General features: G+C 60.1%; 14 protein-coding genes and 1 pseudogene. 10 read left to right on the top strand and 5 right to left on the bottom strand.

From position 1 onward, the window contains the following. From BLT55_RS05820 to ssuE, 5 genes are all read left to right on the top strand, one after another. Positions 1-1092, top strand: a complete 1092-nt coding sequence (locus BLT55_RS05820) for a glycosyltransferase family 4 protein (protein WP_054998588.1) — start codon at positions 1-3, stop codon at positions 1090-1092. Next, positions 1089-2318 carry a glycosyltransferase family 4 protein gene (locus BLT55_RS05815; protein WP_054998587.1) on the top strand — a complete coding sequence of 410 codons (1230 nt, stop codon included), beginning with the start codon at positions 1089-1091 and terminating at the stop codon, positions 2316-2318. Before BLT55_RS05820 ends, BLT55_RS05815 begins: the two co-directional genes overlap by 4 nt. Before the next feature lie 11 nt (positions 2319-2329). After that, on the top strand, positions 2330-3739 hold the full coding sequence (locus tag BLT55_RS05810; RefSeq protein WP_054998586.1) for an undecaprenyl-phosphate glucose phosphotransferase: 1410 nt from the start codon (positions 2330-2332) through the stop codon (positions 3737-3739). A gap of 107 nt (positions 3740-3846) precedes the next feature. Continuing rightward, positions 3847-4935 carry a polysaccharide biosynthesis/export family protein gene (locus tag BLT55_RS05805; RefSeq protein WP_054998585.1) on the top strand — a complete coding sequence of 363 codons (1089 nt, stop codon included), beginning with the start codon at positions 3847-3849 and terminating at the stop codon, positions 4933-4935. A gap of 250 nt (positions 4936-5185) precedes the next feature. Then, positions 5186-5767: an NADPH-dependent FMN reductase gene (gene ssuE / locus BLT55_RS05800; RefSeq protein WP_007251328.1), complete on the top strand. Its 582-nt coding sequence runs from the start codon at positions 5186-5188 to the stop codon at positions 5765-5767. A gap of 18 nt (positions 5768-5785) precedes the next feature. Here the strand turns inward: ssuE and BLT55_RS05795 are convergent, their stop codons facing one another. The 3 genes from BLT55_RS05795 to BLT55_RS05785 form a co-directional block, all read right to left on the bottom strand. Further along, positions 5786-6394, bottom strand: a complete 609-nt coding sequence (locus BLT55_RS05795; protein ID WP_054998584.1) for a LysE family translocator — start codon at positions 6392-6394, stop codon at positions 5786-5788. A gap of 122 nt (positions 6395-6516) precedes the next feature. Further along, a complete protein-coding gene (locus tag BLT55_RS05790) occupies positions 6517-6798 on the bottom strand; it encodes a hypothetical protein (protein ID WP_054086573.1) in 282 nt (93 codons plus the stop codon). An 88-nt stretch (positions 6799-6886) separates the two neighbouring features. Continuing rightward, entirely contained in the window at positions 6887-7777 is an 891-nt protein-coding gene (locus BLT55_RS05785) for a LysR family transcriptional regulator (protein ID WP_054998583.1), read from the bottom strand. 129 nt (positions 7778-7906) lie between these two features. Between BLT55_RS05785 and BLT55_RS05780 the strand changes: the two genes are divergently transcribed. The 3 genes from BLT55_RS05780 to BLT55_RS05770 all read left to right on the top strand — a co-directional run bounded on the left by BLT55_RS05780 (position 7907) and on the right by BLT55_RS05770 (position 10892). Beyond that, a complete protein-coding gene (locus BLT55_RS05780) occupies positions 7907-8608 on the top strand; it encodes a CoA transferase subunit A (RefSeq protein ID WP_054998582.1) in 702 nt (233 codons plus the stop codon). Between the two features lie 45 nt (positions 8609-8653). After that, on the top strand, positions 8654-9310 hold the full coding sequence (locus BLT55_RS05775) for a CoA transferase subunit B (protein ID WP_007251323.1): 657 nt from the start codon (positions 8654-8656) through the stop codon (positions 9308-9310). 163 nt (positions 9311-9473) lie between these two features. After that, on the top strand, positions 9474-10892 hold the full coding sequence (locus BLT55_RS05770; RefSeq protein WP_054998581.1) for a short-chain fatty acid transporter: 1419 nt from the start codon (positions 9474-9476) through the stop codon (positions 10890-10892). 2 nt (positions 10893-10894) lie between these two features. Here the strand turns inward: BLT55_RS05770 and BLT55_RS05765 are convergent. Both BLT55_RS05765 and BLT55_RS05760 read right to left on the bottom strand, forming a co-directional pair. Next, a pseudogene (locus BLT55_RS05765) lies at positions 10895-11008 on the bottom strand (antibiotic biosynthesis monooxygenase family protein); the annotation flags it as partial. 95 nt (positions 11009-11103) lie between these two features. After that, complete coding sequence (locus tag BLT55_RS05760) at positions 11104-12036, bottom strand: 2-hydroxyacid dehydrogenase (RefSeq protein ID WP_054998580.1); 933 nt, start codon at positions 12034-12036, stop codon at positions 11104-11106. Between the two features lie 247 nt (positions 12037-12283). On the opposite strand from BLT55_RS05760, the gene BLT55_RS05755 reads away from it, so the two are divergent. Continuing rightward, positions 12284-13426, top strand: a complete 1143-nt coding sequence (locus BLT55_RS05755) for a glycerophosphodiester phosphodiesterase (protein WP_054998579.1) — start codon at positions 12284-12286, stop codon at positions 13424-13426. 217 nt (positions 13427-13643) lie between these two features. Continuing rightward, the gene (gene pssA / locus BLT55_RS05750; RefSeq protein ID WP_054998578.1) at positions 13644-14987 is read left to right on the top strand and encodes a CDP-diacylglycerol--serine O-phosphatidyltransferase; all 1344 of its coding nucleotides are present in this window, start codon (positions 13644-13646) and stop codon (positions 14985-14987) included. The last annotated feature ends 11 nt before the right edge of the window (positions 14988-14998 follow it).

The following is a 14998-nucleotide window of genomic DNA, read 5'->3' as shown; positions in this document are numbered from 1 at the left end:
ATGATCTTTATCAATTCACGGTTTCTCACCCAGGACGTCAGTGGTGTGCAACGTTATGCAGAGCAGATGTGCAGAGCGCTGCGACGATTGCGCAACGATCTGGTATTCGTCGCGCCGCACAGGATCAGGCTGCATGACGCGGCCAAAGCGCTGGACGCGCAGCGCATCGGTCGCAACAGCGGGCACCTGTGGGAACAGCTCGATCTGCCGCTTTACCTGAAAAATCGCGGCAGTCCGCTGCTGATCTCGATCAGCAACACCGGCCCCATGCTGTATGGCAATCAGATCGCCACCCACCATGACATCAACTACGTCCGTTACCCGCAGAGCTACACGCGGCTGTTCAGGCTTGCCTATCGGATTATCACGCCCATGCTGCTGTCGCGCGCCAGAACGCTGATGACCGGCAGCCGTTTCTCGCGCAGCGAAATTTGCGCTTTTTACAATTTTGCCCAGGACAAGGTACTGGTCACGCCGGCGGCGGTCAGCGAAGACTTCACCCCTCGCGCAGCGCCATCCGCCGAGCCGCGGTACTTACTGGCGGTGTCCTCTCCGGCAGTGCACAAGAATTTCAAGCGGCTGATTCAGGCCTTTCTCAGCCTGCGTGACCATACCGATCTGCAACTGCACATCGTCGGCGCGGCGACCAGCCTGTTTGCCGATCCAGACCTGCAACGCCTGGCCTGTCGCGATCCACGCATCCGTTTTCTCGGTCGCCTGAGCGACAGCGAGCTGATCGAGCAGTATCAGGGCGCCACTGCTTTCATTTTCCCGTCGCTGTACGAAGGCTTCGGGATTCCACCGCTGGAGGCTCAGGCCTGCGGCTGCCCGGTGCTGGCCGCCAATGTCGCCTCGATACCGGAAGTCCTGCAAGCCAGCGCGCTGTATTTCGATCCGCTGGACGTTGGCCACATGGCCGCCGCCATGCAGCGCGTGCTCATCGATGCGCCACTGCGTCAGGCCCTGCGCCTGCGGGGGCTGGACAATGTGCAGCGCTTCTCCTGGGACCTTTCCGCGCAGCAGCTCTCACAGCGGATCGATTTGCTGCTGCAACCTGCCCCCATCCTGCAAAGCCAACGGGAGCTACCATGAGAATCGCTATCGTCCACGACTGGCTGGTGTCGTATTCCGGCGCAGAGCGCGTGCTGGCTTCGCTGATCAATGTATGGCCCGAAGCAGACCTGTTCTCGGTCATCGATTTCTTCAGTGATCAGGATCGTGCGCACCTGCACGGCAAAGTGGCCAGAACGACGTTCATCCAGAAGCTGCCTGGTGCCAAAAAACACTATCCGCGTTATCTGCCACTGATGCCGCTGGCCATCGAGCAACTGGACCTGTCCGGCTACGACCTGATCATCAGCAGCAGCCATGCCGTCGCCAAGGGCGTGCTCAGCGGCCCGGATCAACTGCACATCAGTTACATCCACTCGCCGATCCGCTATGCCTGGGACCTGCAACACCAATACCTGCAGGAATCGGGGTTGAGCCACGGGTTCAAAGGCGCTCTGGCGCGCCTGATCCTGCATTACATGCGCCTGTGGGACCAGCGCACTTCGACCGGCGTAGACGCATTGATTGCCAACTCGGGCTTCATCGGTGCGCGCATCAGCAAGGCGTATCAGCGGGATTCCACGGTCATCTACCCGCCGGTGGACACACTGGGCTTTACCATGAGCGGCGCTCGCCAGGATTTCTACCTCAGCGCCTCGCGCATGGTGCCCTACAAACGGATGCCGATGATTGCCGAAGCCTTCGCCGCCATGCCGGACAAACGCCTGGTCATGATCGGTGACGGGCCGGATCTGGCCAAGGCGCAAGCGATTGCCAGTCAAGTGCCCAACATTACGCTGCTGGGTTTCCAGCCGGCCTCGATACTGCTGAAACACATGCGCAGCGCCAAGGCCTTCGTGTTCGCCGCCGAGGAAGATTTCGGCATCACTCCGGTTGAAGCTCAGGCCTGTGGCACACCGGTCATCGCGTTCGGCAAAGGCGACGTTCTGGAAACCGTGCGCGGCCTGGATCACCCGCAGCCCACCGGCGTGTTCTACCGGCAGCAAAGCAGCGCCGCGCTGATTACCGCCGTCGATGAATTCGAGGCCGCACAATCGCGTATCACGCCGCAGGCCTGCCGAAACAATGCCGAGCGCTTTTCACTGGCGCGCTTCGAAAGGGAAATCAAAGCTTTCGTCGACCAGCAACTGGCCGCCGCCCGATCGAACTATCTTGAGCGGCTGCCTCAGCCGCCGCTGGCCGCTCAGCACTCGCCAGACGCGAACAGCGATTTGCCGATCCGCGCAGTCCCCCTGAAATCTGTCTGAGCGAGCACCCCATGCGCAATCCGGTTCGCGGCATTCTGCACGCCCATCAGTCGGCACTCTCGGTCGCCCATCGCCTGCTCGACCTGACAGTGATCGTGCTGATCGGTCACTGGCAAAACCGCCTGACTGCCTTTGACAGCACCGAAGCCTGGCTGCACATCATCCTCGCCGTGCTGGTGTTCCACTGGGTCAGTGAATACCACCAGCTTTATGGCTCGTGGCGCGGCGAACGCATCCTTCGCGAACTGAACAAGGTGTTCAATTACTGGGCCCTGACCTTCGCCAGCCTGCTGTCAGTCAACAGCCTGCTGCTGGGTCGCCTGCAACTGCCCGATAACGCCCAGATGAGCTGGTTCGCGCTGGTGCTGGCGGTGCTGTGCGGCTACCGGCTGCTGATCCGGCTGGCGCTGCATAGCCTGCGGCGCAACGGCTTCAATACGCGGCGGGTGGTCATCGTCGGCACCGGTCAGGTGGGCGAGCGGCTGGCGCGCTCGATTTCGGTAGCGCCGTGGATGGGGCTCAACCTGCTGGGCTTCTATGACTCGCACCCGCAGCAGATGGACCTGGATGACCATGGACGTCGACTGTCGGTGCTGGGTGATCTGGACCAGTTGATCGACGATGCCCGCGAAGGCCGGATTGACAAGGTTTACATCACGCTGGCGTTCAGCGCCGAACCGCAGTTAAGCGCATTGGTAACCGGCCTCAGTGACACCACCGCGTCGGTGTATTTGATTCCGGACGTGTTCATGTTCGATTTGCTGCACGCGCGCAGCGAAAGCATCAATGGTCTGGCCAGTATCAGCATTTTCGACTCACCCATGGACGGTGCCTGGAGCCTGGTGAAACGCGCAGAAGATATTGTCCTGTCCAGCCTGATCCTGCTGCTGATCGCCCTGCCGTTGCTGCTGATCGCCATCGCCATCAAGCTCACCTCCCCCGGCCCGGTGCTGTTTCGCCAGCGCCGCTACGGGCTGGACGGCCGTTCGATCATGGTCTGGAAATTTCGCAGCATGAGCGTGCAGGAAAACGGTGACGTGGTGCATCAGGCCACCCGCAATGACGCGCGAGTCACACCGCTGGGCGGGTTTCTGCGCCGCACGTCGCTGGATGAACTGCCACAGTTCTTTAACGTGCTGTACGGCGATATGTCGATCGTCGGCCCGCGACCGCATGCCGTGGCGCACAACGAGCAGTACCGCAAACAGGTAAGCGGCTACATGTTGCGCCACAAGGTCAAGCCCGGCATCACCGGCTGGGCACAGATCAACGGCTGGCGCGGCGAAACCGACACGCTGGACAAGATGCGCATGCGGATCGAATTCGATCTGGAATACATCGAGCGCTGGTCGATCTGGCTGGACCTGAAAATCATTCTGCTGACGCTGTTCAAAGGCTTCCTTAACAAAAACGCCTTCTGATTCGCTGAGAGAAACAGCAGAAGTGCCGCGTTCGAGAACAGAACACCGCTACAAAAGGACACACGCAACCCGTCAGGTGCCAGACACCGCCAGGAAGGAACGCTCCTATGAGTCAGACGTTACTCGCCGTAATACTTTTCAGCCTGATCCTGCAGGGCTGTGCATTCGCACCAGGCCAGCACATGACGCCCGACGATGTCACCCTCAGCGACCCGGATGAGCCACAGGCAAAACTGATTGCCATCACCCCCGGCACTCTGCGCCAGCAACAATTGCGCGCGGCCGCCGAGGCCAATGCCTTGCCGCAAAAGCTGCTTGATTACAAAACCCCGGAATACGTGATCGGCCCCGGCGACACCTTGCTGGTCACGGTGTTCGAACACCCGGAGCTGACTGCACCGGGTTCTCAGGATCAGCTCGACGCCAATACCCGGGAAGTGCTGATTGATGGCACTCTGTTTTTCCCCTACGTCGGGCGCATCCGCGCGGGTGGCAAGACGGTCAGCCAGATCCGCGAACAATTGCGCATGGGCCTTGCGCCGCAATACACCGAGGTCAAAGTCGACGTCAAAGTGCTGCGTTACAACAGCCAGCGTGTGTTGCTGTCCGGTTCCTTCAAAGTGCCCGGCCCGCAATCGATCACCAATATCCCGCTAAGCCTGGTGCAGGCGGTGAGCATCGCCGGTGTCGAGCTGAACGATGCCAACCTGGCCGGGCTGACCCTGCGCCGCGACGGCGAGGATTTTCTGATCGACATCGATTCGCTCAACCGCAAGGGCTCGCAACTCAGCCGGATCTTTCTCAAGGACGGTGACTATCTGCACCTGAACAGCAACTCGAAAAACCGCATTTACGTGCTGGGTGAAGTGCGCAACCCGCAAGTCATCTCGTTCGGCACCACCCGTTTGACGCTGCTTGAAGCACTGGGAAATGCCGGAGGGCTGAGCCCGGACAGCGCCGACGGCGACGCGGTTTATGTGATACGTGGCGCGGAAAATTTCGCCGAGGCGCCTTCCACCGTGTATCAGTTGAAAGGTAAAAAGCCCACGGCTTATCTGCTCGCAGGGCAATTCGAACTCAAAGCGCAAGACGTGGTGTTTGTCGGCCCGGCTGACATCACTCGCTGGAGCCGCTTCATCAGTCAATTGTTGGGATCGGCCAGCGTGGTGCAGACGGGTGCTGCGTTCCGCAACTGATAGAGGGCGATGTTAGCCATGTCTGATCCCTGCAAACGTTGCGGGGATTTTTTTGCCTGTCGAACGGCAGCTCACTGTTGCTCTGGCAACAGCGTTTCAACAGTTATCGGCTGGCGCATCAGTTATGTGTGCCCGCAGATGCTGTGCAGCAACCGACTTTCCACCCGTAGTGCCGGGGCATCGGGACGATTGCCTGGGGCTGGCACACAAGCTGCTTTACAGGGTGACGCTTATCGCAAGGAATTCCCGCATGCTCGTTGTTTCACTTTCCGGCAGTCCGTCCCTCAAATCCCGCTCAGGCGTAGTCCTGGCCCACGCCAGCAGTTGGTTGCAAAGCCATGGCGTGGCAGTCACTACGCTGCGCATTCGCGACTTCAATGCCGAGGACTTGTTATTCGCCCGTTTCGACAGCCCGCAGGTGGTGGAATTTGTCGAAGCGGTCAGGCAGGCCGATGGTCTGCTGATCGGCACGCCGGTGTACAAAGCGTCGTTTTCCGGCGCGCTGAAAACCCTGCTAGACCTGCTGCCGGAACGTGCCCTGCATGGCAAAGTGGTCCTGCCGCTGGCAACCGGCGGCAGCATTGCGCACATGCTGGCGGTGGATTACGCGCTCAAGCCGGTGCTTTCAACGCTCAAATCCCAGGAAGTGCTGCACGGCATTTTCGCCATCGACACGCAAGTCAGCTACGGCGACAACGAAGAAGGCGGCACGCTGGATGAAATCCTCACCGAGCGCCTGCATGAAGGGCTGGAACACTTCTACCACGGCCTGCAACGCCGATTACAGGCGCGTCACAAACAGGCGGGCGGGCATTTGCAACTGGCGCTGTAACGCCCGGTTGCAATCTGCTTAATGCTCGACAAACAACGGATACAGCGACGCCACCAGCAAGGCGGCCATCACGCCATTGAAGATCCGCAAGCCCAGCGGATCGCGCAGGACGTTGCGCAACAGGCTACCAAAACCGGCCCAGATGCCTACGCTGGGCAGGTTGATGAGTGCGAACACCGCCGAAATCACCACCACGTTGTAAAAATAACCCTGCATCGGCGTGTAAGTGCTGATGGCCCCGATCGCCATGATCCACGCCTTCGGATTGACCCACTGGAAAAGCGCGGCGTTCATGAAGCTGAAAGGCTTGCCTTTACTTTCTACATTTTCGGCAGCCGGGCCTGAGGTGGCGATCTTCCAGGCCAGGTACAGCAGATAGGCGGCGCCCACGTAACGCAAAAGGGTGTAAAGCACCGGCCAGGCCTTGAACACGCTGCCCAACCCGAAGCCGACGGCCAACACCAGAACGAAGAAACCAACGCTGATACCCAACATATGCGGAAGGGTGCGACTGAACCCGAAATTCACGCCCGATGCGAGCAGCATCATGTTGTTCGGGCCAGGGGTGACCGAGGTCACGAACGCGAACAGCGCGAACGCCAGCAGTAAATCAAATGAGAACACCATCGAAACTGTCCAGATCAGTGAGTCAGCACTCAACCTATCGAACGCTCGACAGGAAACACACGGACAGTTGGGCGAAACTTTAAGCCATACAGTTCGACAAGAAAGGGGATTTGCGCAAACTGTCAGCCCTGAGGTTGCAGGGTGACCGAGCCCAGATCGACGCTGACTTCACCGCGTTTGTCGAAGTCACGTGCCTGCTGAATCTGCGGGTCTGCCATCAGCTGCGCCTTGCGTGCCTGGTATTCGTCAAACGACAAACCACGACGGTTCAGGTCCTCGAGCGCCAGTTGATGGCTTTCCTGAATACTGAACGGACGCTGCTCGACCGCATGATGCGTGGAACAACCGGAGAGCAACGCTACGCTGAATGTCAGGACTAGCGCAAAAGCGAACAACTGGTTCATCTGAGGTCTCCGGGCGGGCTTCATTTCTGGAATGAAGCAAGGTTACGCCCGCGCCTGCTGCAGCAAAAATCAACTGCCGTGATAGTGGCTATCGACTTGCCCGAGCATTTTCGATCAGCACCTCCCGCAACGCCTGCGCAGCGGCTGAAAGCTGATGATCGGCCAGCATCATCAGGCCGATACGACGCTCGATGCGCGGCTCGATCAAGGGGATGCAACGTGCGCCAAGCTCCTGCATCTGCCCGATGCACAGCGACGGCACCGCGCTGACACCCAGTCCGTTGGCAACCATGCGGCCAATGGTGGAAAGCTGATGACTCTCGAACGCCACGGAGAGCTTGCCATGCGTGGGCTCGATGGCCTGTTCCAGCAACAGGCGCACGGCAGACGGTCGTTGCAACGCAATGAAATCTTCGCCCAGCAACGCGCCCCAAGACACTTCGTTGCGCTCGGCCAGTGGCGAATCGTGGGCGACCACGGCAACGAAACGATCCAGGTAGAACGGTGTGAACAGCAGCGCACTGCTGGACTCCGGCTCGAAACCGATACCCAATTCGACACGCCGATGGCGCACCATTTCCAGCACCTGCTCATTGACCACGTCATGCACAGCGACATTGACCCGCGGATAGCGGCTGCGGAACACTTTCAGCGCTCCGGGCAGCAGGTTGCCCGCGAACGACGGCATCGCGGCGATGGAAACCCGGCCTGTTTGCAGGGTGAAGCGCTGACGCAGCAATTCTTCGGTGTTGTCCCAGTCCGCCAACAGCTGGCGTGCCAGCGGCAGCAGGGTTTCGCCCTCTGGTGTCAGGCCGACGTTGCGCGTGGTGCGCGTCAACAATTGCCCGCCCAGGTCCTCCTCCAGCGCCTTGATCGTCAGGCTTAGTGCCGGTTGCGACACATTCAGCCGCTCACCGGCCTGAGCAAAACTCAGGTACTGCGCGACTGCCAGAAAGGCCCGAAGCTGTTTGACGTTCATATATTTGTCTTTCTTATCAATCGATCAGAAAAACAAAATTAACAAATCACTGCTGCCGAGAGAAGATGCCAGCCATACGATCCTCCGGCAACACGACTGCCGGTCAACAACTATAAAAGGCGGATCATCATGGCTGGGCTCGACAAACGCGTAGCGACCTACGAAGAGGCCCTCGCCGGGCTGACCGACAATATGACGGTGCTGTGCGGCGGCTTCGGCCTGTGCGGCATTCCCGAGAATCTGATTGCGCAGATCAAGCGCATGGGCATCAAGGGCCTGACTGTGGTGTCCAACAACTGCGGCGTCGATGGTTTCGGCCTGGGCATCCTGCTTGAGGACCGGCAGATCCGTAAAATGATTTCGTCCTATGTCGGCGAGAACGCGCTGTTCGAGCGGCAACTGCTCAGCGGCGAGCTGGAGGTCGAGCTCACCCCGCAGGGCACCCTTGCCGAAAAACTGCGCGCAGGCGGTGCGGGCATTCCAGCTTTTTATACCGCGACCGGTTACGGCACCCCCGTGGCAGAAGGCAAAGAAACCCGCCAGTTCAATGGCCGCAATGTGATTCTGGAAGAAGCCATCACTGGCGACTTCGCGCTGATCAAGGGCTGGAAAGCCGACCACTTCGGCAATGTGATCTATCGTCACACGGCGCAGAATTTCAATCCGGTGGTCGCGACCGCAGGCCGAATCACTGTGGTCGAAGTCGAAGAAATCGTCGAGCCGGGCATGCTGCTGCCGACCCGGATTCACACGCCGGGCATTTACGTGGACCGCGTGATTCAGGGCACCTTCGAGAAGCGCATCGAACAACGCACCGTCAGAGCCTCATGATTGCGACGCCTCTTCTGGCCCATAACAACAAAGAGATTTCAGACCATGGCACTTTCCCGCGAACAAATGGCTCAACGCGTCGCCCGTGAACTCAAGGACGGCTATTACGTGAACCTGGGCATCGGCATTCCGACGCTGGTCGCCAACTACGTGCCGGACGACATCGACGTTATGCTGCAATCGGAAAACGGCCTGTTGGGCATGGGTGCGTTTCCGACCGAAGAGACCATTGATGCGGACATGATCAACGCGGGCAAACAGACGGTGACGGCTCGGATCGGTGCGTCGATTTTCTCGTCGGCCGAGTCCTTCGCCATGATTCGCGGTGGCCATGTCGACCTCACGGTACTGGGCGCTTTCGAGGTCGACGTCGAAGGCAACATCGCCTCGTGGATGATCCCCGGCAAACTGGTCAAAGGCATGGGCGGCGCGATGGACCTGGTGGCCGGTGCCGACAACATCATCGTGACCATGACCCACGCGTCAAAGGACGGCGAATCCAAATTGCTGCCGCGCTGCACACTGCCCCTGACCGGCGCGGGCTGCATCCGCAAGGTCCTGACCGACCTGGCATACCTTGAAATCGAAAACGGCAGCTTTATCCTCCGTGAGCGCGCACCGGGTGTCAGCGTGGAAGAAATCGTCGCCAAGACCGCCGGTAAACTGGTTGTACCGGATGACGTGATCGAGATGAGTTTTTGACCCATACACATTCATGTATCTGAGTGCGAGTATCGCTCCAGCGCTCCAGCGCTCCAGCGTGGTAGCGCTGTTCTGGACGCTCCGCGTCCGATCTGGCGCGCGGTTGCGTGTTAACACCGTTTTACGATCTCCCCAATAATAATTACAAAAAGAGGTGCCCCTCATGACCGCCAACGTCGAAGAAAGCCGCTCGGCCCGATTTGCCCTGCGCTGCGCCGCCTGGGCGGAGCGCTGGTTTCCTGATTCCTGGGTATTCGCTGCACTCGCAGTGGTCATCGTCACGCTCGCAACGCTGGCCATCGGCGCGCGTCCGGCCGAAGCGGCGAAGGCGTTCGGCGATGGTTTCTGGAGCCTGATACCGTTCACCATGCAGATGGCTTTCGTGGTCATCGGCGGTTATGTGGTCGCCAGTTCGCCGCCCGCCGTGCGGCTGATCGACCGGTTAGCCCGGGTGCCGCGCAATGGCCGTTCGGCCGTGGCCTGGGTGGCGCTGATTGCCATGCTGGCCTCACTGCTCAACTGGGGGCTGTCGCTGGTATTCGGGGGTTTGCTGGTTCGCGCCCTCGCCCGCCGCACCGACCTGCGCATGGATTATCGCGCGGCCGGTGCCGCGGCCTACCTCGGGTTGGGTGCGGTGTGGGCGCTGGGTCTGTCGTCTTCGGCCGCCCAGTTACAAGCCAACCCGGCCAGCCTGCCGCCGTCGATCCTCGCAATCACCGGCGTGATCCCGTTCACTGAAACCATCTTTCTCTGGCAATCCGGCGTCATGCTCGCGGCGCTGGTGGTCATCTCGCTGATCGTCGCTTACGCCACCGCGCCCGGCCCCAACAGTGCCCGCGATGCCAGCGCCTGTGGCGTTGACCCTGCGTTCAATCTGCCACCACTGCCTGCGCGCACCCGCCCTGGCGAATGGCTGGAATACAGCCCGCTGCTGATTATCCTGATGGTGCTGCTGGGCATCGGCTGGCTGTTCAACGAGTTTTCCAGCAAACCGGCGATCACGGCGATTTCCGGACTCAACACGTACAACTTTCTGTTCATCATGCTAGGCGCGTTGTTGCACTGGCGGCCGCGCAGCTTTCTCGATGCCGTGACGCGAGCGGTGCCGACCACCACCGGCGTACTGATCCAATTCCCGCTGTACGGCTCGATTGCCGCATTGTTGACCACCGTCAAAGGCGGCGATGCCCAGACCCTCGCGCATTACATATCGACGTTCTTCACCAGCATCGCCTCCCACGACACCTACGCGATCCTGATGGGTGTCTATTCGGCCATATTGGGATTCTTCATTCCGTCGGGCGGCGGCAAGTGGATCATCGAAGCACCTTACGTGATGCAAGTGGCCAATGATCTGCAGTATCACCTGGGGTGGGCGGTGCAGATCTACAACGCCGCCGAGGCGTTGCCGAACCTGATCAACCCGTTCTATATGTTGCCGCTGCTGGGCGTACTGGACCTGAAGGCGCGGGACCTGATCGGCTTTTCGTTCGTCCAGTTGCTGGTCCATACGCCGCTGGTGCTGTTTCTGCTGTGGGCGTTAGGCACGACGTTGGCCTACACGCCACCGGTCATGCCCTGACCTCAATGCGGACCGAACGCGTAATCACGCTCGACCTTGCAGATCCGCGTGGTAAACGCCTGATACCAGTGCGCGCGGCCCTGCTCGCGAACTGCGGCGTGTTCGGCCTGCTCCCTGTCCGGTTCTTGTGAAATCCGGACCGACTATAAACAGCCCACTACGCAATCAGAATGGGCGAGCGGGCAACTCATCCATGCAGCGCTGCACGGCGTTATTCAGTGACCGGCGTCAACACCGGCTGCCCGGCAAAGAACGCCAGCAGGTTGTCGTTAACCATTTGCACACTGTCTCTCGATGCCTCGGGCGACAGGCCGGCCACGTGTGGCGTGAGCACGACATTGGTCAGGGTCTTGAGCACGTCCGGCACATTGGGTTCGTCATCGAATACATCCAGCGCAGCCCCGGCAATCTGCTGGTTTTCAAGCGCTCTGACCAGCGCTGGGGTATCCACGACGCTGGCACGGGCAATGTTGACCAGAAAGCCTTCCGGGCCCAGTGCTTCCAGCACACGCGCATCGACCAGGTGTTGCGTGCTGTTGCCCCCGGGCGTAGCAATCACCAATACGTCCGACTCGGCCGCCAGCGCCTGCGCCGAAGCGTGCCAGGTGTAGCGGCAATCGTTGCGCGGCGTGCGGTTGTGGTAACCGATAACGATGTCGAACGCGGCCGCCCGTTTGGCGATGGCCAGCCCCACGGCCCCCAGACCGATGATGCCCAGGCGTTTGCCTGCCAGTGACGGACGCACGGCCTTGCGCCATTCGGCGCGGCGGACCGAGGCATCGGCCTGCGGGATATCGCGTACCAGCGACAGCAACAGCGCCAACGCATGATCGGCCACTGTCGCGGCGTTGACCCCGGCGCCGTTGGTCACCGTGATACCTCGCGCCCTGGCGGCGGGCAGATCAACTTTCTCGTAACCCGCGCCGCTCACGCAGATGATGCGCAAATGCGGCAGCGCATCCATTTCCTCTGCAAAAAAACCCAGCGGCCCGCGCGTCACGACTGCGCTGATGGCTTGACCGTGGGTGGCAATCGCCTCGGCACGCTGCTCGGCCGTTGGCGCACGAATCAGCTGGAAGCCACTGCTTTCCAGAATCGGCAAATATGTGTCCAGGTTTTCAACCAGCACCAACACCGTTGTCATGTGCGCTCCCATTCGATCTGTAAAACACTGACAGTAACGCGACTGGACGTGCTTGTGCAGCGGCCCGCAGCGTTGGCAGAGAAAAAACATCGCCAAGGGCCAGGTTCTGTTCATGAAGTGGACGCATTTGCCGGACAGACTGGGTCACAACCGCCCTTGTGCGCTATCGTTGCCCACAGCGACGAGACCGGTAACACGCCCCTCCGGCGCAGTCGAACACCTTCTCCAGACAAGGAACCCACCGCCCATGCACGGATTTTCCACCACGCTGTTGAAACGCACTCTGTTGGCCGCCGCTGTCATGTCGAGCCTGATGCTGTCATCAGGCCTGGCATCGGCGGCAGAATCGCCGGGCAAGCTGTTGAGCGAGAAGTACGGCCTGCCGTGGCCCGCTGCGATCGCCCATCGCGGCGCCTCGTTCGACGCGCCGGAAGAGACCATCCCGGCCTACACCCTGGCGCGGGATCTGGGCGCGGACTATCTGGAAATGGACATCCAGCGCACCCAGGACGGCGTGCTGATTGCGCTGCACGACGACGTGCTGGAACGCACGACCAACATTGCTCAAGTATTCCCGACGCGGGTCAAGGACCCGGTCAGTTCCTTTACCTTGGCAGAGCTCAAGCAACTGGACGCCGGTTCATGGTTCAACAAGGCCTACCCGGATCGGGCGCGCGACAGTTACGCCGGGTTGCAAATTCTGACCCTGGACGAAGTCATCGATATCGCCGAAGGCGGCGCCAACAAGCCGGGGCTGTATATCGAGACCAAGGTGCCGAACAAGTTTCCCGGCGTCGAAGCCGACCTGAAGAAGGCACTGGCCAAGCGCGGCTGGCTGACTGAGCGCCCGGCCGCCGCTGCGGGCCATGTCAACGTCGCGCATATGCCCGGGCGTGTGGTGTTGCAGACTTTCGAGAAGCAGAGCCTGGAACTGTTGCAGAAAGAAATGCCGAACGTGCCCAAAGTCATGCTGCTGTGGATTGGCGAAGGCTCGATCGAGCCCAAATCCAGCGTCGCGTTCAAGGATTCCGGCTTCAAGGACAAGGCCAGCTATTACGGGGCGCAGGAAGTCAAATCGCCGGAAGAATTCGCGCAGTGGATTGACTGGGCCAAGGCCCATGGCGCCATCGGCACCGGCCCATCATCAAAACTGACGCAAGGCGGCGATCAAAGCTATATGGACCTGGTCAAGCCATGGATGAACACCCTCACCCATGAAAAAGGCCTGGTGATTCACCCTTACACCTTGGACGACGAAGCGGATTTCAAGCGGATCAGCAATGACGGCGTTGATGGTTTCTTCACCAACCGTACCGCCGAACTGTTGAAGTTCTATGGTCGGCCGGCCAAGGAAAGCATCGACTCGATCCTGAAGCGTAACGGCTACTGATCGAGTGACAGGCCGCATCCGGCGATGCGGCCTGTGACCGAGTCATCAGAAATCGATCTTGCACGACACTCTCAGAGTGCGGCGCGACGCAGCAGGATCGAAGGGGTGTGTATCCAGGCGCTATGCCTTGCAACGCTTTGAAACAGGTCGACGACAGCCACCTGCCCCTTACTCTCGTGTAAGCTCGTACGCTGTTGGTTTTCCCATCGAGAGGCCTATGCAGTCCACTTTCCGACGCTCGACCCTGGCAGCGCTTCGCGGTTTTGCCTTGCCGAGCGATGCTATCTCCATTGTTCCGTCTGCCGCCGATTATCGGCGCTGCCTGCTGGAGAAGATCGCTTCGGCCACGCGCCGTATTTACATTATTGCGCTGTATCTGCAACAGGATGAGGCGGGCCAGGAAGTCCTCGACGCCTTGTATGCCGCCAAGACAGCACGGCCAGAGCTGGAGGTGGTGGTGCTGGTGGACTGGTTCCGGGCGCAGCGGGGCCTGATCGGTGCCGGGCGGCAGCCGGGCAATTCGACGTGGTATCAGGCGCTAAACCTCGAATACGATGAGGAAGTGCCGATCTACGGCGTGCCCGTGCAGACACGTGAGCTGTTCGGCGTGCTGCATCTCAAGGGCAGTGTGATCGATGACTGCGTGCTTTACACCGGCGCGAGCCTCAATAACGTTTATCTGCACAAACTCGACAAATACCGCCTCGACCGTTATCACCTGATCGAAAGTACAGCGCTGGCCGACTCTTTCGTGAATCTGGTGCAGCGGGAGATTCTGCCATCACCTGCCGTGCATCGTCTGGACCTGCAATCGCCGCCGAGTTCTCGCAGCCTGCGCAGCGAAATTCGGGCGTTTCGTGGCGATCTGAAGCGCGCAGCCTACGACACCTCGGCAGGCGACAGGGAAAACGGTGAGTTTCGCGTGATCCCGTTGCTGGGCGTCGGCCCGCGCAACGCGCTCAATCGCGCCATCTGCGACCTGATCGCCTCCAGCAAGATTCAGCTGACCATCTGCACGCCCTATGTCAACCTGCCGGTGGCCGTGACGCGCGAGATCAACAGAGCGCTGAAACGCGGCGTGCATGTCGATATCATCATTGGCGACAAGACCGCCAATGACTTTTTCATCGACCCGGACGAGCCGTTCAAGGTGATCTCGGCCCTGCCCTATCTGTACGAAATCAGCCTGAGACGCTTTGCGCAAAAGCACCAGAAGGCAATTACCCAGCATCGCCTGAACGTCCATTTATGGAAGCACGGCGATAACACGTTCCACCTCAAGGGGCTTTGGGTCGATCAGCGTTACACGTTGCTGACCGGCAACAACCTCAATCCGCGGGCCTTCAATCTGGACCTGGAAAACGGCTTGCTGATCGACGATCCGCAAGGCCAGTGGAGCGACCCGCGCGAGGCAGAAATCGCGCATCTGATGCGCAATACTCAGCGCGTCAACCAATACGATGAACTGGACACGCTGGCCAACTACCCCGAAGGCGTGCGCAAATTCCTGCGCAGGGTCAGTCGGGTCAGGGTCGAACGTTTGTTGTACCGGATTCTCTAGTCGTTCACCTC

The sequence above is a fragment of the Pseudomonas cannabina genome (assembly GCF_900100365.1).
In the GTDB taxonomy this organism is placed as follows: domain Bacteria; phylum Pseudomonadota; class Gammaproteobacteria; order Pseudomonadales; family Pseudomonadaceae; genus Aquipseudomonas; species Aquipseudomonas cannabina.
Note: the sequence above shows the minus strand (reverse complement) of the source record. Positions and strands in the feature narration are given on the sequence as shown.

What these genes read in the sequence shown, in the direction of transcription:
- BLT55_RS05820 (WP_054998588.1), top strand. Translation starts at nt 1, where the DNA reads ATGATCTTTATCAATTCACGGTTTCTCACCCAGGACGTCAGTGGTGTG.
- BLT55_RS05815 (WP_054998587.1), top strand. Translation starts at nt 1,089, where the DNA reads ATGAGAATCGCTATCGTCCACGACTGGCTGGTGTCGTATTCCGGCGCA.
- BLT55_RS05810 (WP_054998586.1), top strand. Translation starts at nt 2,330, where the DNA reads ATGCGCAATCCGGTTCGCGGCATTCTGCACGCCCATCAGTCGGCACTC.
- BLT55_RS05805 (WP_054998585.1), top strand. Translation starts at nt 3,847, where the DNA reads ATGAGTCAGACGTTACTCGCCGTAATACTTTTCAGCCTGATCCTGCAG.
- ssuE (WP_007251328.1), top strand. Translation starts at nt 5,186, where the DNA reads ATGCTCGTTGTTTCACTTTCCGGCAGTCCGTCCCTCAAATCCCGCTCA.
- BLT55_RS05795 (WP_054998584.1), bottom strand. Translation starts at nt 6,394, where the DNA reads ATGGTGTTCTCATTTGATTTACTGCTGGCGTTCGCGCTGTTCGCGTTC.
- BLT55_RS05790 (WP_054086573.1), bottom strand. Translation starts at nt 6,798, where the DNA reads ATGAACCAGTTGTTCGCTTTTGCGCTAGTCCTGACATTCAGCGTAGCG.
- BLT55_RS05785 (WP_054998583.1), bottom strand. Translation starts at nt 7,777, where the DNA reads ATGAACGTCAAACAGCTTCGGGCCTTTCTGGCAGTCGCGCAGTACCTG.
- BLT55_RS05780 (WP_054998582.1), top strand. Translation starts at nt 7,907, where the DNA reads ATGGCTGGGCTCGACAAACGCGTAGCGACCTACGAAGAGGCCCTCGCC.
- BLT55_RS05775 (WP_007251323.1), top strand. Translation starts at nt 8,654, where the DNA reads ATGGCACTTTCCCGCGAACAAATGGCTCAACGCGTCGCCCGTGAACTC.
- BLT55_RS05770 (WP_054998581.1), top strand. Translation starts at nt 9,474, where the DNA reads ATGACCGCCAACGTCGAAGAAAGCCGCTCGGCCCGATTTGCCCTGCGC.
- BLT55_RS05760 (WP_054998580.1), bottom strand. Translation starts at nt 12,036, where the DNA reads ATGACAACGGTGTTGGTGCTGGTTGAAAACCTGGACACATATTTGCCG.
- BLT55_RS05755 (WP_054998579.1), top strand. Translation starts at nt 12,284, where the DNA reads ATGCACGGATTTTCCACCACGCTGTTGAAACGCACTCTGTTGGCCGCC.
- pssA (WP_054998578.1), top strand. Translation starts at nt 13,644, where the DNA reads ATGCAGTCCACTTTCCGACGCTCGACCCTGGCAGCGCTTCGCGGTTTT.